The sequence below is a fragment of the Citrobacter sp. Cpo103 genome (assembly GCF_030332605.1).
Taxonomy (GTDB): Bacteria; Pseudomonadota; Gammaproteobacteria; order Enterobacterales; family Enterobacteriaceae; genus Citrobacter; species Citrobacter portucalensis.
In genome coordinates, this window is sequence record NZ_JAOWHO010000035.1 from 667,452 (window position 1) to 692,516 (window position 25,065).

Genomic DNA, 25,065 nt, shown 5'->3' on the forward strand with positions numbered 1-25,065 from the left:
ATGCTGGAACTTAATTTCTCTCAGACGCTGGGAACGCATTGCCTGACGCTCAACGAAACGCTGCCAGCCAGCGGGATCACCGCTATTTTCGGTGTTTCCGGCGCGGGAAAAACCTCACTGATTAACGCCATCAGCGGTCTGACCCAGCCGCAGTCCGGGCGTATCGTGCTCAACGGTCGGGTCTTAAACGACGTCGAGAACGGTGTCTGTTTAACGCCTGAAAAACGCCGGGTGGGCTATGTTTTCCAGGATGCGCGCCTGTTCCCGCATTATAAAGTACGCGGTAACCTGCGTTATGGAATGGCGAAAAGCATGGCCGGACAGTTTGACAAGCTGGTGGCGCTGTTGGGCATTGAGCCGCTGCTTGACCGTCTGCCCGGCGGTCTTTCTGGTGGCGAAAAGCAGCGCGTCGCGATCGGCCGGGCGTTGCTTACCGCGCCGGAACTGTTGCTGCTTGATGAGCCGTTAGCCTCGCTGGATATTCCGCGTAAGCGCGAACTGCTGCCTTATCTGCAACGCCTGGCGCGAGAAATCAATATTCCGATGCTGTACGTCAGCCACTCGCTCGATGAAATCTTGCACCTGGCGGACAAAGTGATGGTACTGGAAAACGGGCAGGTCAAAGCGTTTGGTTCGCTGGAAGATGTCTGGGGCAGCAGCGTGATGCACCCCTGGCTGCCTAAGGAACAGCAAAGCAGTATTCTGAAAGTCAGCGTGCTGGAACATCATCCACACTACGCGATGACCGCGTTGGCGCTTGGCGATCAGCATTTGTGGGTCAATAAGCTGGATCAACCGCTGCAAACCGCGCTGCGTATTCGTATTCAGGCATCTGATGTTTCACTGGTGCTCCAACCGCCGCAGCAGACCAGTATTCGTAACGTTCTCCGGGCGAAAGTCGCGCAGTGCTATGACGATAACGGCCAGGTGGAAGTTCAGCTTGAAGTGGGCGGCAGGACGCTGTGGGCGAGGATTAGCCCATGGGCCAGGGATGACCTGGGTATCAAACCTGGCCTGTGGCTGTACGCGCAAATTAAGAGCGTGTCGATTACCGCCTGATTACAGCAGGTGCGAGTAAATAAATTTCGCGATGCTGTCGGTGGTGTTGTCACCAATCACGATGTTGGCGCGGGCTTTGACCGCGTCATCCGCATTGCCCATCGCCACGCCAGTGCCTGCGGCTTCCAGCATGCTGATATCGTTGAAGTTATCACCAAAGGCAATCACGTTTTCCATTGATCCGCCCTGTGCTTCAATCCATTGGGTAAGGCGTCGTCCTTTGCTGTTGCCTTTACGGGCAATGTCGACCTGATCGTGCCAGGACCATTCACACTCCAGCCCCAACTGTTGCTCGACGTACTGACCAAACTGCTGCAGTTTCGGAATATCTTCGTCGGTCAGCGCAAATTTCCAGACGGCGTTAACGTCATGTGCGGCCTGTGCCAGCGAAGGCACCTGGGTGAAGGTTGGGCGCTGTTCCGGCGGCAGAGTTTGCGCCCAGTTAGCGGTACGTACTACATGCCCGGTCGGGCGCTCATACAGCATGGCCTCATCGACATACATCAGCCCGTGGATCTGATGTTCATCCAGCATTTCGATCAGCTGTAATGCCTGGTCTACCGGAAGAGGATCGGAATCCAGTACCTTTTTTGCCTGATAATCATACAAGTAGGTACCGTTACAGCAAATTGCAGGTGTATCCAGCGCCAGTGCCTGATAAAAAGGATGAATAGCAACGTGATGGCGACCTGTGACAATGATAAGTTGGTAGCCTGCTTCTCTGGCGCGCGAGAGCGCTTCCAGAGAGGATGGCAGCAAGGTTTTTTTCGGGGTCAACAGGGTACCGTCTAAATCCAGGGCAATCACGCGTGCGGTCATAGTTTTTTCCAGATTAAGGTTGAGAATTTCGTCTGCTGGAATGGTACACCGAGACGGGAGCCGGACAAAATTCTGAGCCTTAATTAAGCATTCACCGTTAAAAGCGTCTACCTTAGGCGTGTGTCAGGCAATTGCAGCCACCTGCCAAAAAGCAAAGGAGTATTCATGAAGCAAACCGTTTATACCGCCAGCCCTGAAAGTCAGCAAATCCACGTCTGGAGCCTGAATCACGATGGTTCTCTGACGCTGACGCAGGTGGTTGATGTGCCGGGTCAGGTACAGCCGATGGTCGTCAGCCCGGATAAGCGCTACCTGTATGTAGGTGTGCGCCCGGAGTTTCGCGTGTTGGCTTACCGTATTGCGCCTGATGACGGTGCGCTGACTTTCGCGGCGGAGTCTGCGCTGCCGGGCAGCCCGACGCATATTTCTACCGATCATCAGGGACGTTTCGTGTTCGTTGGCTCTTATAACGCTGGCAGCGTGAGCGTCACGCGTCTGGAAGATGGTCTGCCGGTGGAACTGGTTGACGTGGTTGAAGGTCTGGATGGCTGTCACTCGGCCAACATCTCTCCGGATAACCGTATTCTGTGGGTTCCTGCGTTGAAGCAGGATCGTATCTGCCTGTTTGAGGTAAGCGATGATGGTCATCTGGTCGCGCAGGAACCGGCTGAAGTAAACACCGTTGAAGGTGCGGGCCCACGTCATATGGCGTTCCATCCGAATAAACAATATGCCTACTGTGTGAATGAACTGAACAGCTCCGTTGACGTCTGGGAGCTGAAAGATCCGTACGGTAAGATCGAGTGCGTGCAGACGCTGGATATGATGCCTGCTGATTTCGCTGATACCCGTTGGGCCGCAGATATTCACATCACGCCGGATGGGCGTCATCTGTATGCCTGCGATCGCACCGCCAGCCTGATTACGGTCTTTAGCGTGTCTGAAGATGGCAGCGTGCTGACCAAAGAGGGTTTCCAGCCTACCGAAACTCAGCCGCGCGGTTTTAATGTCGACCACAGTGGTAAATACCTGATTGCCGCCGGGCAAAAATCGCACCATATCGCGGTGTACGAGATTGCAGGCGAGCAAGGGCTGCTGACAGAGAAAGGACGTTATGCAGTAGGTCAGGGCCCAATGTGGGTCGTGGTTAACGCGTATTAATTCTGCGTCGAATGCCGGATGAGCATCCGGCATACTGCCCGGCAGAGCATGATTCTGCCGGGTTTACATAAGAGAATGACGTTTACTTCTTAGGTTCAGCAACCACTTTACTACCGATACCGCGGTTGTTGTATTCCCACATGCGGTTGAAATTGGTGTCGTTCAGGTTACGCTGGATTTCACCTTTATCATCTTCTGCACCCGTATTTCCGGCAAACGGGTGTTTTGCGATAACGCTGTCAGCCCATGGTTTTGCCATGTTAAAGCCTTCGTTAATTACGCTGTCACGAATCACGACCTGACCGTTAGTGTTGGAATCGACATCCAGCGAACGGCCCAGTTGCGCCACGCCATCACCACTTGCCGTGAAGCGGCTATTGATAGCCAGGAAACCGTAGTAGATGTTTGACAGGGTAGCCGGTGCGAACACATAGGCTTCCTGCTGGGTACGGGAATTCACTACACGGAATTCGGTGTTATCGAACACCACTGCACCGCGACCGGACACAATATCCACATCGCCTTCAATGTAGCTGTTGGTAACCAGCGTACGCGGCTGACGATCGTTTTCCAGACGGTTTTGCACGCCGCTGTTGGTCACGAAGAAGGTATTCTGGCGGCCCAGGATGTTAACCTTGTTAATCTGCACTTTATCGCCATCGGTACGCAGCGCAACGGCCGGGTGGTTGCCCGCATCAACGCTGTCACCGAGGTTGTTCTCGATGGTCAGGTTTTGCAATTGCAGACCGTTATTTTGCGACCAGACGACGGCGGAACACATTACGCCAATATTTGCGCCACGTTTGTTCTGGCAATTATCAAACATATACCACGCAGGTTTACCCGGCATGTATTTACCGCCCGGGTTCACCGTACGACGCCAGTCTGCGGTGCTCATGTCACCGTCAATGGCCTGGCCGATTTTTACATCCAGCGGTTTTTCGCCCATACCGTACAGCGTCAGGCTACCCGTTGCTGCCGGAATGTATACCGTACCCTGATACTCGCCCGGCATAATCGCGATGTACTGACGTTTGTTAGTACGTTTGATGATTGCCGCATCAACCGCAGCCTGAATGCTGGTATGGGTGACGCCCTGAGTGCCTGCCGGGCCAACGACGAAGTCAGGCTGCGCAGGCAAAGAAATAGCAGAAGGGCTCCACGGCGCGGTGTTTGGCGTCAGTGCGGAAAAATAGTGCGCAGCAACGAAGTTTTTCGCTTCATTGGCCGACAGGATCGGGCGCGAAGAGGTGCCTGGCGCGGTCTGATCGGAAGGAATTTGATCGGGCGGCGTAGAGCTACAGGCGGTCAGCGTCACGCCAAAAGCCATAGCCAGCGCCAGACGGGAAACTGATGATATGTTCACAGGTTGCTCCGGGCTTTGAAAGTTATCCATTGAAGCCTGCTTTTTTATACTAAGTTGAGCGAAACGGGAAGGTTAAAAGGTAAAAAGTTGTTTTTATCACCACAAAGCCCGGCGCGGAGAGTCCTTATATCACAAATACATAACAATTACGGTCCTTCAGGTTGACAACATCCCTATAATCAAAAATAAATGTCTATACAACCTATGACAAGTGGTGAGTCGAATGCAGCAATTCTTCCCTGATGATGTTATCTGGCGCAATGTTCGTCTGGCGACTATGGATCCTGAACGAGGCACCCCGTATGGGCTGGTGGATGGCCATGCGCTGATCGTCCGCCAGGGTAAGATTCGCGATATCGTCCCGGAGTCATCGTTATATCTGACTCATGATAATACCTTTGATATGCAGGGCAGATTGATTACGCCTGGCCTGATTGACTGCCATACGCATCTGGTTTTTGGCGGAAACCGCGCAGGTGAATGGGAGCAACGGCTAAACGGTGTCTCCTACCAGCAGATAAGCGCCGAGGGCGGGGGGATTAATGCCACCGTGTCGGCGACCCGCAGCGCCACGGATGAACAACTCTTACACGTAGCCCATCAGCGGATGGAACAGTTGATCAAAGAAGGCGTTACGCTGCTGGAAATAAAATCGGGTTACGGCCTGGATTTACAGACAGAAGAGAAAATATTGCGCGTGGCGGCGACGCTGGCGGCAGAGAATATCGTTGAAATCAGCCCGACGCTGTTGGCTGCGCATGCGACTCCAGCGGAATACCGTGATGACCCTGACGGCTATATTACGCTGGTTTGCGAGACCATTTTGCCGCAGTTGTGGGAACAAGGGCTTTTCGAGACCGTCGACCTGTTCTGTGAAAGCGTTGGTTTTTCGTTGGCGCAGAGTGAGCGGGTGTTTCAGGCTGCGCAGGCGCTGGGCATCCCGATTAAAGGTCATGTCGAACAACTGTCATTGCTTGGTGGTGCGCAATTAGTAAGCCGCTACCACGGGCTATCCGCCGATCATATTGAATACCTCGATGAAGCGGGCGTGGCGGCGATGAGCCAAAGCGGTACGGTCGGCGTGCTGCTGCCCGGCGCGTTCTATTTCCTCAAAGAGCAGCAGCGCCCACCGGTAGCGTTGCTGCGACAATATCAGGTACCGATGGCGGTAGCGACAGATTTTAACCCCGGTACCAGTCCGTTTATCAGCCTGCACTGGGCGATGAATATGGCCTGTGTTCAGTTTGGCCTAACGCCGGAAGAAGCATGGGCGGGCGTAACCCGTCATGCGGCTCGGGCACTGGGGCGTCATGCCACCCACGGTCAATTGAAGGCCGGGTTTGTGGCCGATTTTGTGGTGTGGGACGCAACTCTCCCGGTCGAGATCTTGTATGAACCCGGACGCAACCCGCTCTACCAACGCATATTCAAAGGACAAATAGCATGACTAACTGGCAACCTGCTTCACCTGCGCTGTGGCAGGGACGTGATGACCGCGCCGAATCGCCGAATGCGCTGCGCCTGTTTCAGACTATCACCCTGAGCCCGACGTTTAGCCCGGAAATGTATCGAGAGCAGATAGCACTGCTTGGTTTTGCCTGTGACGAAGGCGTGAAACGTAATCAGGGGCGCACGGGAGCCGCCGGTGCGCCCGATGTACTGCGCAAGGCGCTGGCAAATTTAGCCAGCCACGATGGGCATCATCGGCTGGTGGATCTGGGAAATATTGTGGCGCAGGCTCCCGATCTTGAGGGCGCGCAGCAGGCGTTACGCAATGCGGTACAGCGCTGTCAGCAGGAGAACATGCGTACCTTCGTTCTGGGTGGAGGACACGAAACCGCCTTTGCGCACGGCGCTGGCGTACTGGATGCGTTCCCGCAGGCGAAAGTGGGGATAGTCAACTTCGATGCGCATCTCGATTTGCGCCATGCCGGGCAGGCCACGTCCGGTACGCCGTTTCGCCAACTGGCGCAACTGTGCGACGAACAGCAGCGTGAATTTCACTATGCCTGTATCGGCGTCAGCCGGGCGGCAAATACCCAGGCGCTATGGGATGAAGCCCAGCGACTCGGTGTGACCGTAGTGGAGGATCTGCATTGTGATACGGCGCAGGCTCAGCTGGCGCAGTTTGCCGCCAACCTGGATGTCGTCTATCTGACTATCGACCTCGACGTGATGCCAGTGTGGGAAATGCCCGGCGTGTCGGCCCCCGCCGCGCTTGGCGTACCGTTGGCGACGCTGCTGAGACTGATTGAGCCCCTGTGCCGTAGCGGTAAACTACAGGCGGTGGATATGGTTGAATTTAATCCACGCTTTGACGATGATGGCAGGGCGGCGCGGGTTGCGGCGCGATTAGGCTGGCAAATCGCGCACTGGTGGCACTGACATACCTGATGGCGTTGCGCTTATCAGGTTCGGGTAATGCCTGTAAACTGTACCCACTCACATTCTCAGCTTAAGGAAGGCTCACGCATGCTCCCATCCCGTTCTGCTCCGGCTCCTTTTTACGAAAAGGTCAAACAGGAGATCAGCGAAAAAATTGCCAGTGGTATCTGGCAACCTCACGATCGCATTCCGTCTGAGGCTGAGCTGGTGGCGCAGTATGGTTTCAGCCGCATGACCATCAACCGTGCGCTGCGTGAGTTAACGGATGAAGGTCTACTGGTGCGTTTACAGGGCGTGGGGACGTTTGTCGCCGAACCAAAAGGCCAGTCCGCGCTGTTTGAAATCCGCAGCATCGCGGATGAAATCAACGCCCGTCAGCATCAGCACCGGTGCGAAGTGCTGACGCTGGAAAGAACCCAGGCAAACGCGCAGCAGGCTTTGGTGTTAAACGTCAAAGAAGGCACCTCCATTTTTCACTCTGTCATGGTGCACTTCGAGAACGATTTGCCGGTGCAGATTGAGGATCGCTGCGTGAATGCCGAAATTGTGCCGGAGTATCTGGCGCAGGATTACAGCCAGACCACGCCGCACGCTTACCTGTCGCTGATAGCCCCTTTAACGGAAGGTGAACATATTGTTGAAGCGGTGCGTGCCAGCGCCGAAGAATGTGTACTGCTGAATATCAAAGAACACGATCCCTGCCTGCTAATCCGTCGTAAAACCTGGTCTGCGTCATCCATTGTATCTCATGCCCGTTTGCTGTTCCCGGGTTCCCGCTATCGTCTGCAAGGGCGCTTCATGTCCTGAAAATCGTGATTGCTGCCGCAGTATGGCAAAAATGTAGCTCAGTTGTTAACTGCGATCTTGCGTTTAATTGTATAGACAAGTATATACTTTTAGCTAATGTGACCGTTAATCGTAGGCCTGATAAGACGCGTTAGCGTCGCCATCAGGCGCTGTGCCGGATGGCGGCGTACACGCCTGATCCGGCCTACATTCAGCCTGAGGAGTTTTCTGTCATGTCCCATAGCAAATATCGTCAGCAGGATATTCGTGCCCCACGTGGCACTGCCTTAACGGCCAAAAGCTGGCTGACCGAAGCGCCATTGCGCATGTTAATGAACAATCTCGATCCCGACGTGGCGGAAAATCCCCATGAGTTGGTGGTTTACGGCGGGATCGGTCGTGCGGCGCGGGACTGGGAGTGCTATGACGCCATCGTCAACGCGCTGACCAAACTGGAGACCGATGAGACCCTGCTGGTCCAGTCCGGTAAACCGGTTGGCGTGTTCAAAACTCATGACAATGCGCCGCGCGTGCTGATTGCTAACTCCAACCTGGTGCCGCATTGGGCTACCTGGGAACACTTCAACGAACTGGACGCCAAAGGGCTGGCGATGTACGGCCAGATGACCGCCGGAAGCTGGATCTACATCGGCAGCCAGGGCATCGTGCAGGGGACTTATGAAACCTTCGTTGAGGCCGGGCGTCAGCATTATCAGGGGAACCTGAGCGGACGCTGGGTACTGACCGCCGGGCTGGGCGGGATGGGCGGGGCGCAGCCGTTAGCCGCTACGCTGGCAGGCGCTTGTTCGCTGAACATTGAATGCCAGCAAAGCCGAATCGATTTCCGTCTGCGTACCCGCTACGTGGACGAGCAGGCGACATCGCTTGACGACGCGCTGGCGCGTATCGACAAGTATACCCGTGAGGGTAAAGCGGTCTCTATCGCGCTATGCGCTAACGCCGCCGACGTTGTACCGGAAATGGTGAAACGCGGTGTGCGACCGGATATGGTCACCGACCAGACCAGCGCCCATGATCCGCTGCATGGTTATCTGCCGTCCGGCTGGAGCTGGGAAGAATACCAGGCGAAAGCGGTGTCCGATCCTCAGGGCACGGTACAGGCGGCGAAACGTTCAATGGCAACGCACGTCGAGGCGATGCTGGCTTTCAGCAAAATGGGCGTGCCGACGTTTGATTACGGCAACAACATTCGCCAGATGGCCAAAGAGATGGGCGTGGAAAACGCCTTTGATTTCCCCGGCTTCGTACCTGCTTATATTCGCCCCCTGTTCTGTCGCGGCATAGGGCCATTCCGTTGGGTGGCGCTGTCCGGCGATCCGCAGGATATTTATAAGACAGATGCCAAAGTGAAAGAGATCGTGGCTGATGATAAGCATCTTCATCACTGGCTGGATATGGCGCGTGAGCGGATTAACTTCCAGGGCTTACCGGCGCGTATCTGCTGGGTCGGCCTGGAGTGGCGTCAGAAACTGGGGCTGGCGTTTAATGAAATGGTGCGCAGTGGTGAAGTATCTGCGCCGATTGTTATTGGTCGCGATCATCTGGACTCCGGCTCTGTTGCCAGCCCAAACCGCGAAACCGAAGCTATGCGCGACGGTTCAGACGCCGTATCCGACTGGCCGCTGCTGAACGCGCTGCTTAACACCGCCAGCGGCGCGACCTGGGTGTCGCTTCATCACGGCGGCGGGGTTGGCATGGGCTTCTCCCAGCATGCCGGGATGGTGATTGTTTGCGATGGCACCGATGAAGCCGCGGCGCGCATCGCCCGGGTATTACATAACGATCCGGCAACCGGGGTGATGCGTCACGCTGATGCCGGGTATGACATTGCGGTGGAGTGCGCCGTTGAAGAAGGGCTGAATTTGCCGATGGTTGCCGCGACGCAGGAGAAACGCTGATATGAACACCATGACACTCACGCCGGGCCATCTGAGTTTTACCCAGCTACGTGAAATCTGGCAGCAGCCGGTCAAACTGAGTCTGGATGCCGGGGCGATTGATGCAATCAACACCAGCGTCGCCTGCGTCAATAATATTGTCGCTGAAGGCCGTACGGCGTATGGCATTAATACCGGGTTTGGTCTGCTGGCCCAGACCCGTATCGCCACGGAAGATTTGCAGAATTTACAGCGTTCGCTGGTGCTTTCCCATGCGGCAGGCGTTGGCGAAGCGCTGGATGACGCAATGGTTCGCCTGATTATGGTGCTGAAAATCAACAGCCTGGCGCGCGGTTTTTCCGGCATTCGTTTGAGCGTGATTGAAGCGCTGATTGCGCTGGTGAATGCCGAGGTGTATCCACTGATCCCGGCGAAAGGGTCGGTGGGCGCATCGGGCGACCTGGCGCCTCTGGCACATATGTCTCTGACGCTGCTGGGCGAAGGGAAAGCGCGCTGGCAGGGAGAATGGCTCCCGGCGACCGACGCGCTGAAAAAGGCCGGACTGGAGCCGATCACGCTGGAGGCGAAAGAGGGACTGGCGCTGCTCAACGGCACTCAGGCTTCCACCGCCTTTGCACTGCGCGGGTTAATTGAAGCTCAGGAACTGTTTGCGTCTGCGACGGTGTGCGGGGCGCTGACCACAGAAGCCGTGCTGGGCTCCCGTCGTCCGTTTGACGCCCGCATTCATGCGGCGCGAGGACAGCGTGGGCAGATTGATGCCGCTGCACTTTATCGCCATGTGTTGACCGACACCAGCGCGCTTTCCCAGTCGCATCATAACTGTGAAAAAGTGCAGGATCCGTATTCTCTGCGCTGTCAGCCGCAGGTGATGGGGGCGTGTCTGACGCAAATGCGCCAGGTATTGGATGTCCTGCTGGTGGAAGCTAACGCGGTTTCCGACAACCCGCTGGTGTTTGCCGAAGAGGGCGATGTGATTTCAGGCGGCAACTTCCATGCCGAACCGGTGGCGATGGCGGCAGATAACCTGGCGCTGGCGATTGCGGAAATCGGCGCGTTATCAGAGCGGCGCATTGCGCTGATGATGGACAAACATATGTCGCAGTTGCCGCCGTTCCTGGTGAAAAACGGTGGGGTTAACTCCGGCTTTATGATTGCTCAGGTAACCGCCGCCGCGCTGGCGAGCGAGAACAAAGCGCTGGCGCATCCGCACAGCGTGGACAGCTTGCCGACCTCCGCCAACCAGGAAGATCACGTATCTATGGCGCCTGCGGCGGGTCGCAGATTGTGGGAGATGGCGGCGAATACGCGCGGCGTGATTGCCGTGGAGTGGCTGGCGGCGTGCCAGGGGATCGACCTGCGCGAAGGGTTAACCTCAAGTCCGCTGCTGGAGCAGGCGCGTCAGGCATTACGTGAACAAGTTGCCCACTATACCCAGGACCGCTTTTTCGCCCCGGATATTGAGTGCGCGACCGAACTGTTAGCGCAAGGAAAGTTGTTGAAATTGTTGCCTGAATTTCTGTAGAAAATTGCCTGATGGCGACGCTGACGCATCTTATCAGGCCTACTGTCTGCTTTGTAGGCCGGATGAGGCGAAGCCGACATCCGGCACAACAAAGCTTAGCTAAACATCGCCGTAATCGAGGCGCTGGCGAGCGAATGGAAGTGAACGTTAAATCCGACCATCGCGCCGCTGGCGTCTTCATCGACATCAATACGCTCCACATCCAGCGCGTGAACCGTGAAGATATAGCGATGGGTTTCCCCCTTCGGCGGGGCTGCTCCACCATAACCGGCTTTACCAAAATCCGTACGGGTCTGAATCACGCCATCCGGCACTGCAACCAGCCCGGAGCCGAATCCTTGCGTCAGTACGCGGGTATCAGCCGGCAGATTTACCACCACCCAATGCCACCAGCCGGAGCCAGTTGGCGCATCAGGATCAAAGCAGGTCACGACAAAGCTTTTGGTTCCTGCGGGCACGTCATCCCACGCCAGATGTGGGGAAATATTATCCCCGTCATACCCCATGCCGTTAAAGACGTGGCGATGTCCAAGCTTATCGCCATCGCGCAGATCGTTACTGATTAGTTTCATGCTGACTCCTCTCGTTAGCCAAAAAGTGTAGCCAGAAACCGTGGAGCTTACCGCTGATTAATCGCTAAAAAATGTTGCACTGCGCACAGCCTCGTTCACGGCCAGGGTCAGGCGACGCAACTGATCGGGCTTGATAATGTACGGCGGCATCAGATAAATCAGTTTACCAAATGGTCGTACCCAGACGCCCTGTTCGACAAAGAACTTCTGTAACGCCGCCATATTCACCGGATGGGTGGTTTCGATGACGCCGATGGCGCCGAGTACGCGTACGTCCGCTACCCAACTGGAATCCGCCGCCGGGGCAAGTTCTGCCCGCAGCTGCGCTTCAATGGCCGCGACCTGCGAGCGCCACTCGCCGGTTTCGAGTAACGACAGGCTGGCGGAGGCGACGGCGCAGGCCAGCGGATTGCCCATAAAGGTTGGGCCGTGCATGAAGCAGCCCGCTTCGCCGTTGCTGATGGTTTCTGCGACCTGACGCGTGGTCAGGGTTGCTGAAAGAGTCATTGTCCCACCGGTTAACGCTTTACCCAGGCACAAAATGTCCGGAGTGATGTCGGCGTGCTCGCAGGCAAACAGCTTACCTGTACGGCCAAATCCGGTGGCGATTTCATCGGCAATCAGCAGGATCCCTTCACGGTCGCACATTTTACGGATGCGCTTTAACCATTCGGGATGATACATCCGCATACCGCCAGCGCCCTGTACGATTGGCTCAAGGATCACCGCCGCAATCTCGTGGCGATGCGCGGCCATCAGGCGGGCAAAAGGCACCATATCCAGTTCGTCCCACTCGCCGCCCATGCGGCTTTGCGGGGCGGGTGCAAACAGGTTTTCCGGCAGATATCCCTTCCACAGACTGTGCATCGAGTTGTCGGGATCGCAGACCGACATCGCGCCGAAGGTATCGCCATGGTAGCCGTTACGAAACGTCAGGAAACGCTGACGGGATTCGCCTTTAGCCTGCCAGTATTGCAGCGCCATTTTCATTGCGACTTCTACGGCGACCGACCCTGAATCCGCGAGAAAAACACACTCCAGCGCCTCTGGCGTCATCGCCACCAACTGACGGCACAGCGCAATGGCCGGGGCATGGGTAATGCCGCCAAACATCACATGCGACATGGCATCAATCTGCGTTTTCATCGCGGCGTTCAGCTGTGGGTGATTGTAACCGTGGATAGCCGCCCACCAGGACGACATGCCGTCAATCAGCTTCTCACCGCTGGCTAAAATCAATTCACAGCCTTCGGCACGCGCCACCGGATAAACCGGCAGCGGGGAGGTCATGGAGGTGTAAGGGTGCCAGATATGGCGTTGGTCAAACGCAAGATCGTCCGTTGTCATAATCGACTTGTAAACCAAATTAAAAAGATTTAGGTTTACGAGTCTACACCAAACTAACAACGAAACGTATACCAATATGGCTCATTCTTCTCGCTGGACAATGTCGCAAGTCACCGAATTATTTCAAAAACCGCTGCTGGATCTGCTATTTGAAGCGCAGCAGGTTCATCGTCAGCACTTCGATCCGCAGCAGGTTCAGGTCAGTACGCTGCTGTCGATTAAGACCGGCGCCTGCCCGGAGGACTGCAAATACTGCCCGCAAAGTTCCCGCTATAAAACCGGTCTGGAAACGGAGCGTTTGATGGAGGTTGAACAGGTACTGGACTCGGCGCGTAAGGCGAAACAGGCCGGTTCAACGCGGTTTTGCATGGGCGCGGCGTGGAAGAACCCTCACGAACGCGATATGCCTTACCTGGAACAGATGGTTCAGGGCGTGAAAGAGTTGGGGCTGGAAGCCTGTATGACGCTGGGCACGCTGGACGAAACTCAGGCCCAGCGCCTGGCCAATGCGGGTCTGGACTACTACAACCACAACCTCGACACCTCGCCGGAATTCTACGGCAATATTATCACCACTCGTTCGTACCAGGAGCGCCTGGATACGCTGGATAAAGTGCGTGAGGCGGGCATTAAAGTCTGTTCCGGCGGAATTGTGGGGCTGGGGGAAACGGTGACCGATCGCGCGGGTTTACTGCTGCAATTAGCTAATCTGCCGACGCCGCCGGAAAGCGTGCCGATCAATATGCTGGTAAAAGTGAAGGGCACGCCGCTCGCCGATAATGACGACGTAGATGCCTTTGATTTCATTCGTACTATTGCCGTGGCGCGCATCATGATGCCGACCTCGTACGTGCGTCTTTCTGCCGGGCGCGAGCAAATGAACGAACAAACCCAGGCAATGTGCTTTATGGCCGGGGCCAACTCGATTTTCTACGGCTGCAAACTGCTTACTACACCCAATCCGAACGAAGACAAAGATTTACTGTTGTTTCGCAAGCTGGGCCTTAATCCGCAGCAAACGGCGGTACTGGCGGGCGATAACGAACAGCAGCAACGCCTGGAGCAGGCGCTGCGTACTCCGGATACTGACGATTACTACAACGCGGCAACCGTATGACCTGGCAGCAAAAAATAGACGATGCGCTAACGGCGCGTCGTCGTGCTGATGCGTGGCGTCAGCGCTATGCGGTGACGCAGGGCGCCGGTCGCTGGCTGCAGGCTGATGGTCGCCAGTATCTGAATTTCTCCAGCAACGACTACCTTGGCTTGAGCCACCATCCGCAGATTATCTGCGCGTGGCAGCAGGGTGCTGAGCGTTTTGGCGTCGGTAGCGGCGGCTCGGGCCATGTCAGCGGTTATTCCGTTGCTCATCAGGCACTGGAAGAAGAGCTGGCGCAGTGGCTCGGCTACTCCCGGGCGCTGCTGTTTATCTCCGGTTTTGCCGCTAATCAGGCGGTCATTGCCGCATTGATGGGAAAAGAGGATCGGATTGTTGCAGACCGGCTCAGCCATGCTTCGCTGCTGGAAGCTGCCAGCCTTAGCCCCGCCGTGTTACGTCGCTTTACCCATAACGACTCGCAACATCTGGAGCGTCTGCTGACTACTCCCTGTCCGGGGCAGCAGCTCGTGGTGACTGAAGGCGTGTTCAGCATGGACGGCGACAGCGCGCCGCTGGCTGAAATTCACGCGGTGGCGAAACGGCATAACGCGTGGCTGCTGGTGGATGACGCACACGGGATCGGCGTGTGCGGCGAGGAAGGGCGCGGCTCCTGCTCTCGACAGCAGGTAAAACCTGAGCTGTTAGTGGTGACGTTTGGCAAAGGGTTTGGCGTTAGCGGCGCAGCAATCCTGTGTTCCGATAGCGTAGCCGATTATCTGCTGCAGTTTGCCCGGCATCTGATCTACAGCACCAGTATGCCCCCGGCACAGGCTCAGGCCTTGCGCGCCGCGCTGGCGGTGATCCGCAGCCGCGAAGGCGATGAGCGCAGAGAAAAGCTGGCGATGCTGATCCAGCGTTTTCGTGCTGGGATTAATACGCCGGACTTAACGTTGGCGCATTCAGACAGCGCTATTCAGCCGCTGATCGTTGGCGATAACCATAAGGCCTTGCAACTGGCACAGACGTTACGGCAACAGGGATGCTGGGTGACGGCGATTCGTCCACCGACGGTGCCGGCGGGTACGGCCAGGCTGCGGCTTACGCTGACTCAGGCGCATGAAGCCCAGGATATCGACAACTTACTGGAGGTGCTGCATGGCGCAGGTCAATAAGCAGGCGATTGCCGCGGCGTTTGGTCGTGCGGCCACGCACTATGAGCAACACGCTGAGCTTCAGCGTCAGAGCGCCGATGCGTTACTGGCGCGACTCGATGGTCGGGTGTTCTCTCAGGTACTGGATGCGGGCTGTGGGCCAGGCCGTATGAGTCGTTACTGGCGGGAGCAGGGGAGCGAGGTCTGCGCGCTGGATCTGTCGGCGCAAATGCTGACGCAAGCGCAGCGTCATGATGTCGCCCACCGCTATCTGCTGGCGGATATCGAAGCCATTCCGCAGGCCGCCGGTACTTTCGACCTGGCCTGGAGCAATCTGGCCGTACAGTGGTGCAGCGACTTTCGAGGCGCATTAAGCGAGCTTTACCGGGTGGTGCGCCCTTGCGGGGTGGTGGCGTTTAGTACTCTGGCGCAGGGTTCAATGCCGGAGCTTCGTCAGGCCTGGCAGGCGGTTGACGATCGGGAGCATGCCAACCGTTTTTTGCCCGTGGAACAACTGGAAAACGCGCTGCATGGCTGGGATGCGGAATACCAGTCTCATGCCGTCACGCTGTGGTTTGATGATGCGCTGAGCGCCATGCGCTCGCTAAAAGGCATCGGCGCGACGCATTTGCATGATGGACGCGAGCAGCGCGTGCTTACCCGTTCGCAGTTGCGTCAGCTACAGCTAGCCTGGCCCTGTCAGCAGGGGAAATATCCGCTGACTTATCAACTATTTTTGGGAGTGATTCAACGTGACTAACACCTATTTTGTCACCGGGACGGATACTGAGGTGGGTAAAACTATCGCCAGCTGTGCGCTGCTTCAGGCGGCGGGACAGCTGGGGTTACGAACCGTTGGTTATAAACCCGTGGCGTCAGGCAGTGAAATGACGACTGAAGGTCTGCGTAATAGCGATGCCCTGGCATTACAGCGCAACAGCGTTGTGCCAGTGGATTATGCGGCTATCAACCCCTATACCTTCGCAGAACCTACCTCACCGCATATCATCAGCGCTGACGAAGGCCGCCCGATTCAGGCCTCAGTGATGTCTGCAGGTTTACGCGCGCTGGAAGAGCAGGCTGAGTGGGTGCTGGTGGAGGGCGCTGGCGGGTGGTTTACGCCGCTTTCGCCAACGCTGAGTTTTGCTGACTGGGTAACAGCAGAGCAACTGCCGGTGATTCTGGTGGTTGGCGTTAAGCTCGGGTGCATCAACCACGCTATGCTGACCGCCCAGGCGGTGCAGCAGGCCGGGCTGAAACTTGCCGGATGGGTTGCCAATGATGTGACGCCACCCGGCAAGCGTCATGCTGAATATATGGCAACGCTCAGACGTGTACTTGCGGCTCCAATGCTGGGGGAAATTCCCTGGCTGGCAGAAGAGCCGGAGCAGGCATCGACAGGGCGTTATATCGATCTTAGCGTTTTATCTCTGGCGTCCCCCAGTCATTGATTAACGGGTCGCCGAACGGTGTTATTTCCCCCTGAGCCACGTTGCGCCCCCGGTATAACAAGCAATAGCAGTCAGCGACCCGACGAATAAACGGCAGGCTCTGCTCCGCGAGCATAATGGCGATGCCAAGCTCCTGGCTTAGCCTCACTATCAGATTCCCCAGTTTGTGGATATACGCCTGGCCACTTCCTCGCGTCGGCTCATCGAGAATCAGCAGGCGCGGGCGAGTGACTAACGCACTGGCGAGTGCAAGCTGGTGCTGATTTTCCTCCGACAATGCCACCCCTTTGGCCTGACGCAGTACAAACAGCTGTGGAAACAGGCGGTAAATATCGCTGCTGTTCATCGTTTCGCTTTTCTCAACCGCCTGGCGCGCAATGTGCAGATTTTCCTCTACCGTCAGCTGCGAAAAAATTCGCCGTTCCTGTGATACACAGTTAATACCCAGCGCAATGCGCTTTGCCGCCGGAATCTGAAGCAGATCGCAAGGTGGTGCGCCAGCCTGATGCCAGAACATGGTTCCGCTCTTAATCGGTAAATTGCCTGTGATGCAATTGGCCAGCGTGGTTTTTCCCATCCCTGGAAGACCCAGCACGGCGGTACATTTACCGGGCAACAGGTCGAGATCGACATCCCAAAGCGAGTGTTGATTACCGTAATAGTGATTCACTGCACGAAGACTCAACATAGATTTCTCCCTCATGATGATATCCGCCTCGCGGGCTGATGGTCGGGAGAAAACTGCAAATCTCTTGCCAGAAGCGGAATGAGGGGAAAATACAGCAGAATAGTGTATTGAGCGGGTTGCGGTATCTGGCTTGTTGTGGATGAGCGCCGCAGTGTGCACATTGTCAGTGCCTGGTGGCATTGTGATGGTGCAGGCAGGAAAATGATGAAAATGCGAGCAAGATCTCGGCCATTCCAGGTCGCTTCGTTAGCTGATAAATATCAAAAAATAGCGATAATTTTTTTTTATCCCACCAGAAAAGACCATCAGGACGTTTTTGCCAGGCTACAGTCCATACGGGCTGGAGGCAGTTATCCACTATTCCTGTGGATAACCTTGTGTATTAGAGTTAGAAAACACAAGGTAAGCGAGAGAAGACGCGGCCTGCGACTAAATTGATGCGAAAGACGGCTTGAGATAATAATCATTAAATTACAGTGTGTTAGATAAATGCAATGGCTGTCGCAGAAGTGTCATGTGTTGCCACAAAACTTTCATCGGGTAGCTTGACAAATGTTAAAAAAGTCATTGGTTTGGGGATAACACATTTTTGCTGGTGTTTTATCTTGCCTGCGGACAAATTTTAGCCTGTAGTCACGGCCATTTTGCTGGGGTAACAGAAATATTCTGGCGCGTTACTGTTTTTCCATCCAGTATATTTTACTGGCAAAATATACGGCTGCGAGTAAAATTACACACCTGCCCGCCCATTGCTTCAGGTAGCTGCTCATGAGTAAACCGTTCAAACTAAATTCCGCTTTTAAACCCTCTGGCGATCAGCCTGAGGCGATTCGTCGCCTGGAAGAAGGTCTGGAGGATGGACTGGCGCATCAGACGCTGCTGGGGGTGACGGGGTCGGGGAAAACATTCACCATCGCGAACGTGATTGCGGACTTACAGCGACCTACCATGGTGCTGGCCCCCAATAAGACGCTTGCCGCACAGTTGTACGGTGAGATGAAAGAGTTTTTCCCGGATAACGCGGTGGAATATTTCGTCTCCTACTACGACTATTATCAGCCGGAAGCCTACGTGCCAAGTTCTGACACCTTCATCGAGAAGGATGCCTCGGTTAACGAACACATTGAGCAGATGCGACTGTCAGCGACCAAAGCGTTGCTTGAGCGACGGGATGTCGTTGTCGTGGCGTCGGTTTCCGCGATTTATGGTCTGGGTGACCCGGATCTGTACCTGAAAATGATGCTGCACCTGACGGTGGGGATGATTATCGACCAGCGCGCGATCCTGCGTCGTCTGGCGGAGCTGCAATATACCCGCAACGATCAGGCATTCCAGCGCGGGACCTTCCGCGTGCGCGGTGAAGTGATCGACATATTCCCGGCAGAATCTGACGACATTGCGTTGCGCGTGGAACTGTTTGATGAAGAGGTCGAACGTTTGTCGCTGTTTGACCCGCTTACCGGGCAGGTCGAATCCACTATTTCGCGCTTTACCATCTACCCTAAAACGCACTACGTGACGCCGCGCGAACGTATTGTACAGGCGATGGAAGAAATTAAGGTTGAGCTTGCAGAGCGGCGAAAAGTCCTGTTGGCAAATAACAAACTTCTGGAAGAACAGCGCTTAAGTCAGCGTACCCAGTTCGATCTGGAAATGATGAACGAGCTGGGTTACTGCTCGGGGATTGAAAACTATTCCCGCTATCTGTCCGGGCGTGGTCCGGGCGAGCCGCCGCCGACGCTGTTTGATTACCTGCCTGCCGATGGCCTGCTGGTTGTGGATGAATCCCACGTGACTATACCGCAAATTGGCGGCATGTATCGCGGTGACCGGGCGCGTAAAGAAACCCTGGTCGAATACGGATTCCGTCTGCCGTCGGCGCTGGATAACCGTCCGCTTAAATTTGAAGAGTTTGAAGCGCTGGCCCCGCAAACCATCTACGTTTCGGCGACGCCGGGCAACTATGAGCTGGAGAAATCCGGTGATGATGTGGTCGATCAGGTGGTACGACCGACCGGGCTGCTGGATCCGGTTATTGAGGTGCGTCCGGTGGCGACGCAGGTTGACGACCTGCTGTCTGAAATCCGCACCCGTGCGGCGATTAACGAACGTGTGCTGGTCACCACGCTCACCAAACGGATGGCGGAAGACCTCACAGAATACCTCGAAGAACACGGCGAGCGGGTGCGTTATCTGCACTCTGACATCGATACCGTGGAACGTATGGAAATCATTCGTGACCTGCGTCTGGGCGAGTTTGACGTGCTGGTGGGTATCAACCTGTTACGTGAAGGCCTGGACATGCCTGAGGTCTCCCTGGTGGCGATTCTGGACGCAGACAAAGAAGGGTTCCTGCGTTCTGAACGTTCGCTTATCCAGACCATCGGTCGTGCGGCGCGTAATATCAACGGTAAGGCGATTCTTTACGGTGATAAAATTACCGCCTCAATGGCCAAAGCGATTGGTGAAACCGAACGTCGTCGTGAGAAACAGCAGCTCTACAACGAAGAGCACGGTATTACGCCGCAGGGCCTGAACAAGAAAGTGGTCGATATTCTGGCGTTGGGTCAGAATATTGCGAAGACCAAAGCGAAAGGCAAAGGGAAGTCACGCGCAGGCGCGAAGTCTGAGGTTGTCGAACTGGATATGACGCCAAAAGCGCTGCAGCAGAAGATTCACGAGCTGGAAGGGCAAATGATGCAGCACGCACAGAATCTCGAGTTTGAAGAGGCCGCGACAATCCGTGACCAGTTGCATCAGCTGCGCGAGTTGTTTATTGCGGCATCGTAAGGCGGTGTCGGATGCGGGGTAAACCCTTATCCGACCTACGGGGTAGATAGCGTACGTAGGCCGGATGGCGGAGCAGAGCGTTTTGTAGGCCTGATAAGCGCAGCGCATCAGGCAAATATGGTCAACCTAACGCCTGCACCGCTTTCTCCAGCGCACTATGCAATAGCTGGCGGTCATGGCGGTAGGGAATATCGCTGGCTTCCAGCACTTCCTGGATCACAACGCGGTCGGTAACAGCGGAAGTATCCACTTTCGGCCCCACAACCACCGCATCAATCACTTTCTTCCCGACGTACTGTTCAATAATGGCCAGCTTATCGCTAAGCGTCAGGCTGGCTGCTGGCAGGCTTAATTCGCGCCCAAGATTGCCTATGTAGACCATCGGAGCCGGTGTGCGACGTAATGCCTGTGACATTTCATCGAGTAACAGAATCGGCATCAGGCTGGTGTAAAAACTGCCAGGGCCTATCAAAATCAAATCCGCTTCAGCGATAGCCTCAACGGCCTCACGCGTAGTCGGGACTTTTGGCGACAGCATCAGTTCCTGAGGCGGGACGGTGAGCTGATCGATATTCACTTCGCCATAAACTTCATGTCCCTGGTCATCAATGGCCATCAGATCCACCGGCAGCTCCGACATCGGAATTAAATGTGCGTCAACTTTCAGCAGGCTACGAATTAAATTGATAGCTTCCAGAGGCCGCACGCTGAGGTGATCGAGCGCCTTTAACATCAGATTTCCGAGGTTATGCCCGGAAAGTTCGCCATTACCGCCAAAACGATACTCAAACATGGCGGATGCAACGCTGGGTTGGGTAATTAACTGGTTCAGACAGTTACGCATGTCTCCCCAGGCTATCCCTCCTTCAGAGCGACGAATACGACCTGTCGACCCGCCGTTATCCGTGGTGGTGACGATCCCCGTCAGTCGGGAACCTAATGGGGAAAGAGAGGAGAGAACGCGTCCTAATCCATGCCCTCCGCCGAGAGCGACAACGCGGTCCAGATCTGCCAGCGTGCGAGTGCGCATATATTTTCCTGATATCAATTGATCGGCGCTACAGTAACGTAAATAGCGTGTTTTCGGCAATTATCCAGTCGGCATCTGCCGTAATTTTTTTCTGCAATCTACTCCTTTCTGACGACACCCACCTGATAGCAAGATGATGTATATCAATGCAAAACTGCAGTTTTTGCTTATTCTGTAGCGAAATTGCACGATCATGTCGTTATGTATGTATTTATACAGCGAAAGTGTACATGGCAAAAGCGTCATTTACACGCTAGTATCGGCATAACCACAAAGTACTTTTAATAATTTGAGTTGCCGAAAGCCAACGCATCTGCAACTCGAAGTATGATGAGTATAAACACTCTAGCCTCTGCACCTGGGTCAAATGATACGGTGCTTTGGCCGTGACAAGACTTGAAAAAGTTTGTCACCAGGGCGCAGGAAGAAATGACTACGTCTCCCGTATTTGGAAAGGTGTACATGGGCTCTCAACTTACCGATGCTTTCGCACGTAAGTTTTACTACTTACGTTTGTCGATTACCGATGTGTGTAACTTTCGTTGCACCTACTGCCTGCCGGATGGCTATAAGCCCGGCGGGGTCACCAATAACGGCTTTTTGACCGTTGATGAAATTCGCCGCGTCACGCGTGCGTTCGCCAGTCTGGGAACGGAAAAAGTGCGTCTGACGGGGGGCGAACCTTCACTGCGTCGCGACTTCACTGACATCATCGCCGCCGTGCGCGAAAACGACGCCATCCGCCAGATTGCGGTAACCACCAATGGTTATCGTCTGGCGCGCGATGCCGCCGCCTGGCGCGATGCCGGACTGACCGCGCTCAACGTCAGCGTCGACAGCCTCGATGCCCGTCAGTTTCACGCCATTACCGGACAGGACAAGTTTCAGCAGGTGATGGCAGGCATTGATGCCGCCTTTGATGCCGGTTTTGAAAAAGTGAAAGTCAACACCGTGCTGATGCGCGACGTAAACCATCATCAACTGGACACCTTCCTGGCGTGGATCCAACCTCGACCAATCCAACTGCGTTTTATTGAACTGATGGAAACGGGCGAGGGCAGCTCTCTCTTCCGTAAACACCATATTTCCGGACAGGTACTGCGCGATGAGCTGCTGCGTCGCGGCTGGATCCACCAGATCCGACAGCGTAGCGACGGCCCGGCTCAGGTATTCTGTCATCCTGATTATGTTGGCGAAATTGGTCTGATCATGCCTTATGAGAAAGACTTCTGCGCCACCTGTAATCGTCTGCGCGTTTCCTCTGTCGGCAAGCTTCATCTGTGTTTATTTGGTGAAGGTGGCGTAAGCCTGCGTGATTTGCTGGAAGACGATGCTCAGCAACCGGCGCTGGAAGAACGTATTTCAGCCGCGCTGCTGGAGAAAAAGCAGACCCATTTCCTGCATCAGAACAATACCGGTATTACGCAAAACTTATCTTACATTGGCGGCTGATCGCTAAAAGGAGTTTTTCATGAGTCAGGTAAGCGCTGAATTTATCCCGACACGCATTGCTATTCTTACTGTTTCCAACCGTCGCGGCGAAGAAGATGACACCTCCGGCCATTATCTGCGTGACTCGGCGCAAGAAGCGGGTCATCAGATTGTCGATAAGGCGATTGTCAAAGAGAACCGCTACGCCATCCGCGCCCAGGTTTCTGCCTGGATTGCCAGTGACGATGTACAGGTGGTGCTCATTACCGGTGGCACTGGCTTAACCGAAGGGGACCAGGCGCCGGAAGCGCTGCAACCGCTGTTCGACAGAGAAGTTGAAGGGTTTGGCGAAGTCTTCCGTATGCTGTCGTTTGAAGAGATTGGCACCGCGACGCTGCAATCCCGGGCGATTGCCGGGGTGGCCAATAAAACGCTGATTTTTGCCATGCCGGGTTCGACGAAAGCGTGTCGTACCGCATGGGAAAATATCATTGCGCCGCAGCTTGATGCCCGTACGCGTCCGTGTAATTTCCACCCACATTTGAAGAAATAAGTATGTCGCAACTGACTCATATTAACGCCGCTGGCGAAGCGCATATGGTGGATGTCTCCGCCAAAGCGGAAACCGTACGCGAGGCGCGTGCAGAAGCATTCGTAACCATGCATAGCGAAACGCTGGCGATGATCATCGACGGCAGCCACCATAAAGGTGACGTTTTCGCCACGGCGCGTATTGCCGGTATTCAGGCTGCCAAACGGACCTGGGATCTTATCCCACTGTGTCACCCGCTGATGTTGAGCAAGGTCGAAGTCAATTTGCACGCCGAGCCGGAGCACAATCGCGTACGTATTGAAACGCTGTGTCGCCTGACCGGTAAAACCGGCGTTGAAATGGAAGCGTTAACGGCAGCCTCCGTGGCGGCATTGACCATCTACGATATGTGCAAAGCGGTACAAAAGGATATGGTGATTGGTCCGGTGCGTCTGCTGGCAAAAAGCGGCGGCAAATCGGGTGATTTTAAGGTGGATGCGCATGATTAAGGTTCTTTTCTTTGCTCAGGTACGGGAACTGGTGAACACCGATGCGTTAGAAGTTGCCGCCGAGTTTGCAACGGTAGAAGCGCTGCGCAAGCATCTGGCGGCGCAAAGCGATCGCTGGGCGCTGGCGCTGGAAGACGGCAAGCTGCTGGCGGCGGTGAATCAGACGCTGGTCAGTTTTGACCATCCTCTTAACGCGGGTGATGAAGTCGCTTTCTTCCCGCCGGTAACCGGAGGCTAAAATGGCTCAAACGCGAATTGTTGTTGGCCATGCGCCGTTCAGCGTCGGGGATGAGTATCCCTGGCTGGCAGAGCGCGATGAAGACGGCGCGGTCGTCACTTTCACCGGTAAAGTGCGCAATCACAATCTCGGTGACAGCGTGCAGGCGTTAACGCTGGAACACTATCCGGGAATGACCGAAAAAGCGCTGGCGGAGATTGTCGACGAAGCGCGTTCGCGCTGGCCACTGGGTCGGGTGACGGTGATTCATCGCATTGGCGAACTGTGGCCGGGTGACGAAATCGTGTTTGTTGGCGTGACCAGTGCGCATCGCAGCAGCGCATTTGATGCCGGGCAGTTCATTATGGATTACCTGAAAACCCGCGCGCCGTTCTGGAAACGCGAGGCTACGCCGGAAGGTGAGCGCTGGGTTGATGCCCGCGACAGCGATAAGCTAGCAGCAAAACGCTGGTAGAGTACAATTGTTGTAGGCTCATACTGATTCAGGAGATTGTCATGGACCGATTCCCACGATCCGATTCTATTGTACAGGCCCGTTCCGGTCTGCAAACGTATATGGCGCAGGTGTACGGCTGGATGACCTGCGGACTGTTGCTGACGGCGTTTATCGCCTGGTATGCGGCAAATACGCCCGCGGTGATGATGTTTGTCTTCTCCAGCAAAATCACCTTCTTTGGCCTGATCATCGCTCAACTGGCGCTGGTGTTTGTCCTGTCCGGCATGGTGCAAAGGCTGAGCGCGGGTATGGCGACCACGCTGTTTATGCTCTATTCGGCATTAACCGGGTTGACGCTATCAAGCATTTTTATCGTCTATACCTACTCGTCTATCGCTAGCACCTTCGTGGTCACTGGTGGGATGTTCGGGATCATGAGCTTGTATGGCTACACCACCAAGCGCGATCTGAGCGGCTTCGGCAATATGCTGTTCATGGCACTGATCGGTATTGTGCTGGCCTCGCTGGTTAACTTCTGGCTGAAGAGCGAAGCGCTGATGTGGGCGGTGACCTATATCGGGGTGATTGTGTTTGTCGGTCTTACCGCCTATGACACGCAGAAGCTGAAAAATATCGGTGAGCAGATCGACCTGCGCGACAGCTCCAATCTGCGTAAATACGCGATTCTTGGGGCCTTAACGCTGTATCTGGACTTCATCAACCTGTTCCTGATGCTGCTGCGTATTTTCGGCAATCGTCGTTAATTGTCTGTTG

At 55.3% G+C, this 25,065-nt stretch carries 24 protein-coding genes and 1 riboswitch; of the genes, 18 read left to right on the forward strand and 6 right to left on the reverse strand.

Features of this window, described 5'->3' with window-relative positions:
• Entirely contained in the window at positions 1-1,059 is a 1,059-nt protein-coding gene (gene modC, locus OGX89_RS19715; protein ID WP_126956693.1) for a molybdenum ABC transporter ATP-binding protein ModC, read from the forward strand.
• Here the strand turns inward: modC and OGX89_RS19720 are convergent, their stop codons facing one another.
• Complete coding sequence (locus OGX89_RS19720) at positions 1,060-1,878, reverse strand: pyridoxal phosphatase (protein WP_043015658.1); 819 nt, start codon at positions 1,876-1,878, stop codon at positions 1,060-1,062. It abuts the gene before it with no gap.
• Positions 1,879-2,043: 165 nt separating this feature from the next.
• Here OGX89_RS19720 and pgl point away from each other — a divergent pair, with 165 nt between their 5' ends.
• Positions 2,044-3,039, forward strand: coding sequence for a 6-phosphogluconolactonase (gene pgl, locus OGX89_RS19725; protein WP_043015659.1), 996 nt, complete (start codon positions 2,044-2,046; stop codon positions 3,037-3,039).
• A gap of 82 nt (positions 3,040-3,121) precedes the next feature.
• Here pgl and OGX89_RS19730 read toward each other — a convergent pair whose 3' ends face one another.
• Entirely contained in the window at positions 3,122-4,405 is a 1,284-nt protein-coding gene (locus OGX89_RS19730; protein WP_043015660.1) for a putative acyl-CoA thioester hydrolase, read from the reverse strand.
• A 223-nt stretch (positions 4,406-4,628) separates the two neighbouring features.
• Between OGX89_RS19730 and hutI the strand changes: the two genes are divergently transcribed.
• From hutI to hutH, 5 genes are all read left to right on the forward strand, one after another.
• The gene (gene hutI / locus OGX89_RS19735) at positions 4,629-5,852 is read left to right on the forward strand and encodes an imidazolonepropionase (protein ID WP_126956695.1); all 1,224 of its coding nucleotides are present in this window, start codon (positions 4,629-4,631) and stop codon (positions 5,850-5,852) included.
• Positions 5,849-6,790, forward strand: coding sequence for a formimidoylglutamase (gene hutG / locus OGX89_RS19740; RefSeq protein ID WP_043015662.1), 942 nt, complete (start codon positions 5,849-5,851; stop codon positions 6,788-6,790). Before hutI ends, hutG begins: the two co-directional genes overlap by 4 nt.
• Positions 6,791-6,877: 87 nt before the next feature.
• Positions 6,878-7,597 (forward strand): histidine utilization repressor, encoded by a 720-nt coding sequence (locus tag OGX89_RS19745; protein ID WP_043015663.1) that lies wholly within the window; start codon positions 6,878-6,880, stop codon positions 7,595-7,597.
• Between the two features lie 212 nt (positions 7,598-7,809).
• On the forward strand, positions 7,810-9,495 hold the full coding sequence (gene hutU, locus OGX89_RS19750; RefSeq protein WP_043017869.1) for a urocanate hydratase: 1,686 nt from the start codon (positions 7,810-7,812) through the stop codon (positions 9,493-9,495).
• A gap of 1 nt (position 9,496) precedes the next feature.
• Entirely contained in the window at positions 9,497-11,017 is a 1,521-nt protein-coding gene (hutH, locus tag OGX89_RS19755) for a histidine ammonia-lyase (RefSeq protein ID WP_126956697.1), read from the forward strand.
• Positions 11,018-11,112: 95 nt separating this feature from the next.
• On the opposite strand, the gene OGX89_RS19760 is transcribed toward hutH, so the two are convergent.
• Together OGX89_RS19760 and bioA are read right to left on the reverse strand one after the other, a co-directional pair.
• Positions 11,113-11,589, reverse strand: a complete 477-nt coding sequence (locus OGX89_RS19760) for a kinase inhibitor (protein WP_043015665.1) — start codon at positions 11,587-11,589, stop codon at positions 11,113-11,115.
• Between the two features lie 57 nt (positions 11,590-11,646).
• Positions 11,647-12,936, reverse strand: a complete 1,290-nt coding sequence (bioA, locus tag OGX89_RS19765; RefSeq protein ID WP_126956699.1) for an adenosylmethionine--8-amino-7-oxononanoate transaminase — start codon at positions 12,934-12,936, stop codon at positions 11,647-11,649.
• A gap of 76 nt (positions 12,937-13,012) precedes the next feature.
• Here bioA and bioB point away from each other — a divergent pair, with 76 nt between their 5' ends.
• The 4 genes from bioB to bioD are packed head-to-tail and all read left to right on the forward strand — an operon-like array spanning position 13,013 to position 16,637.
• Positions 13,013-14,053 carry a biotin synthase BioB gene (gene bioB / locus OGX89_RS19770; protein ID WP_087052991.1) on the forward strand — a complete coding sequence of 347 codons (1,041 nt, stop codon included), beginning with the start codon at positions 13,013-13,015 and terminating at the stop codon, positions 14,051-14,053.
• Positions 14,050-15,207, forward strand: a complete 1,158-nt coding sequence (gene bioF / locus OGX89_RS19775; protein WP_100194124.1) for an 8-amino-7-oxononanoate synthase — start codon at positions 14,050-14,052, stop codon at positions 15,205-15,207. The genes bioB and bioF overlap by 4 nt, the downstream gene beginning before the upstream one ends.
• Positions 15,191-15,946, forward strand: a complete 756-nt coding sequence (gene bioC / locus OGX89_RS19780) for a malonyl-ACP O-methyltransferase BioC (RefSeq protein WP_087051519.1) — start codon at positions 15,191-15,193, stop codon at positions 15,944-15,946. Before bioF ends, bioC begins: the two co-directional genes overlap by 17 nt.
• The gene (gene bioD, locus OGX89_RS19785; protein ID WP_047412497.1) at positions 15,939-16,637 is read left to right on the forward strand and encodes a dethiobiotin synthase; all 699 of its coding nucleotides are present in this window, start codon (positions 15,939-15,941) and stop codon (positions 16,635-16,637) included. Before bioC ends, bioD begins: the two co-directional genes overlap by 8 nt.
• Here bioD and OGX89_RS19790 read toward each other — a convergent pair.
• A complete protein-coding gene (locus tag OGX89_RS19790) occupies positions 16,603-17,325 on the reverse strand; it encodes an ABC transporter ATP-binding protein (protein ID WP_126956701.1) in 723 nt (240 codons plus the stop codon). The two genes, bioD and OGX89_RS19790, sit on opposite strands and share 35 nt — an antisense overlap.
• 768 nt (positions 17,326-18,093) lie before the next feature.
• Between OGX89_RS19790 and uvrB the strand changes: the two genes are divergently transcribed.
• Positions 18,094-20,115: an excinuclease ABC subunit UvrB gene (gene uvrB / locus OGX89_RS19795; protein WP_008784186.1), complete on the forward strand. Its 2,022-nt coding sequence runs from the start codon at positions 18,094-18,096 to the stop codon at positions 20,113-20,115.
• A 121-nt stretch (positions 20,116-20,236) separates the two neighbouring features.
• Here uvrB and yvcK read toward each other — a convergent pair whose 3' ends face one another.
• Positions 20,237-21,145 carry a uridine diphosphate-N-acetylglucosamine-binding protein YvcK gene (yvcK, locus tag OGX89_RS19800; RefSeq protein ID WP_126956703.1) on the reverse strand — a complete coding sequence of 303 codons (909 nt, stop codon included), beginning with the start codon at positions 21,143-21,145 and terminating at the stop codon, positions 20,237-20,239.
• Positions 21,146-21,474: 329 nt separating this feature from the next.
• Positions 21,475-21,620, forward strand: a riboswitch (molybdenum cofactor riboswitch).
• Here yvcK and moaA point away from each other — a divergent pair.
• From moaA to OGX89_RS19830, 6 genes are all read left to right on the forward strand, one after another.
• Positions 21,608-22,597 (forward strand): GTP 3',8-cyclase MoaA, encoded by a 990-nt coding sequence (gene moaA, locus OGX89_RS19805; protein ID WP_032934386.1) that lies wholly within the window; start codon positions 21,608-21,610, stop codon positions 22,595-22,597. Its footprint overlaps the riboswitch before it by 13 nt.
• A 19-nt stretch (positions 22,598-22,616) precedes the next feature.
• Entirely contained in the window at positions 22,617-23,129 is a 513-nt protein-coding gene (moaB, locus tag OGX89_RS19810; RefSeq protein WP_003035187.1) for a molybdenum cofactor biosynthesis protein B, read from the forward strand.
• A gap of 2 nt (positions 23,130-23,131) precedes the next feature.
• On the forward strand, positions 23,132-23,617 hold the full coding sequence (gene moaC / locus OGX89_RS19815; RefSeq protein WP_003831529.1) for a cyclic pyranopterin monophosphate synthase MoaC: 486 nt from the start codon (positions 23,132-23,134) through the stop codon (positions 23,615-23,617).
• Complete coding sequence (gene moaD / locus OGX89_RS19820; protein WP_003831530.1) at positions 23,610-23,855, forward strand: molybdopterin synthase sulfur carrier subunit; 246 nt, start codon at positions 23,610-23,612, stop codon at positions 23,853-23,855. The genes moaC and moaD overlap by 8 nt, the downstream gene beginning before the upstream one ends.
• A 1-nt stretch (position 23,856) precedes the next feature.
• Positions 23,857-24,309: a molybdopterin synthase catalytic subunit MoaE gene (gene moaE / locus OGX89_RS19825; RefSeq protein ID WP_003831533.1), complete on the forward strand. Its 453-nt coding sequence runs from the start codon at positions 23,857-23,859 to the stop codon at positions 24,307-24,309.
• 41 nt (positions 24,310-24,350) lie between these two features.
• Positions 24,351-25,055 (forward strand): Bax inhibitor-1/YccA family protein, encoded by a 705-nt coding sequence (locus tag OGX89_RS19830; protein WP_003831536.1) that lies wholly within the window; start codon positions 24,351-24,353, stop codon positions 25,053-25,055.
• Positions 25,056-25,065: the final 10 nt, after the last annotated feature.

Coding starts and splice junctions, on each gene's coding strand:
- modC (WP_126956693.1), top strand. CDS start 1: ATGCTGGAACTTAATTTCTCTCAGACGCTGGGAACGCATTGCCTGACG.
- OGX89_RS19720 (WP_043015658.1), bottom strand. CDS start 1,878: ATGACCGCACGCGTGATTGCCCTGGATTTAGACGGTACCCTGTTGACC.
- pgl (WP_043015659.1), top strand. CDS start 2,044: ATGAAGCAAACCGTTTATACCGCCAGCCCTGAAAGTCAGCAAATCCAC.
- hutI (WP_126956695.1), top strand. CDS start 4,629: ATGCAGCAATTCTTCCCTGATGATGTTATCTGGCGCAATGTTCGTCTG.
- hutG (WP_043015662.1), top strand. CDS start 5,849: ATGACTAACTGGCAACCTGCTTCACCTGCGCTGTGGCAGGGACGTGAT.
- OGX89_RS19745 (WP_043015663.1), top strand. CDS start 6,878: ATGCTCCCATCCCGTTCTGCTCCGGCTCCTTTTTACGAAAAGGTCAAA.
- hutU (WP_043017869.1), top strand. CDS start 7,810: ATGTCCCATAGCAAATATCGTCAGCAGGATATTCGTGCCCCACGTGGC.
- hutH (WP_126956697.1), top strand. CDS start 9,497: ATGAACACCATGACACTCACGCCGGGCCATCTGAGTTTTACCCAGCTA.
- OGX89_RS19760 (WP_043015665.1), bottom strand. CDS start 11,589: ATGAAACTAATCAGTAACGATCTGCGCGATGGCGATAAGCTTGGACAT.
- bioA (WP_126956699.1), bottom strand. CDS start 12,936: ATGACAACGGACGATCTTGCGTTTGACCAACGCCATATCTGGCACCCT.
- bioB (WP_087052991.1), top strand. CDS start 13,013: ATGGCTCATTCTTCTCGCTGGACAATGTCGCAAGTCACCGAATTATTT.
- bioF (WP_100194124.1), top strand. CDS start 14,050: ATGACCTGGCAGCAAAAAATAGACGATGCGCTAACGGCGCGTCGTCGT.
- bioC (WP_087051519.1), top strand. CDS start 15,191: ATGGCGCAGGTCAATAAGCAGGCGATTGCCGCGGCGTTTGGTCGTGCG.
- OGX89_RS19790 (WP_126956701.1), bottom strand. CDS start 17,325: ATGTTGAGTCTTCGTGCAGTGAATCACTATTACGGTAATCAACACTCG.
- uvrB (WP_008784186.1), top strand. CDS start 18,094: ATGAGTAAACCGTTCAAACTAAATTCCGCTTTTAAACCCTCTGGCGAT.
- yvcK (WP_126956703.1), bottom strand. CDS start 21,145: ATGCGCACTCGCACGCTGGCAGATCTGGACCGCGTTGTCGCTCTCGGC.
- moaA (WP_032934386.1), top strand. CDS start 21,608: ATGGGCTCTCAACTTACCGATGCTTTCGCACGTAAGTTTTACTACTTA.
- moaB (WP_003035187.1), top strand. CDS start 22,617: ATGAGTCAGGTAAGCGCTGAATTTATCCCGACACGCATTGCTATTCTT.
- moaC (WP_003831529.1), top strand. CDS start 23,132: ATGTCGCAACTGACTCATATTAACGCCGCTGGCGAAGCGCATATGGTG.
- moaD (WP_003831530.1), top strand. CDS start 23,610: ATGATTAAGGTTCTTTTCTTTGCTCAGGTACGGGAACTGGTGAACACC.
- moaE (WP_003831533.1), top strand. CDS start 23,857: ATGGCTCAAACGCGAATTGTTGTTGGCCATGCGCCGTTCAGCGTCGGG.
- OGX89_RS19830 (WP_003831536.1), top strand. CDS start 24,351: ATGGACCGATTCCCACGATCCGATTCTATTGTACAGGCCCGTTCCGGT.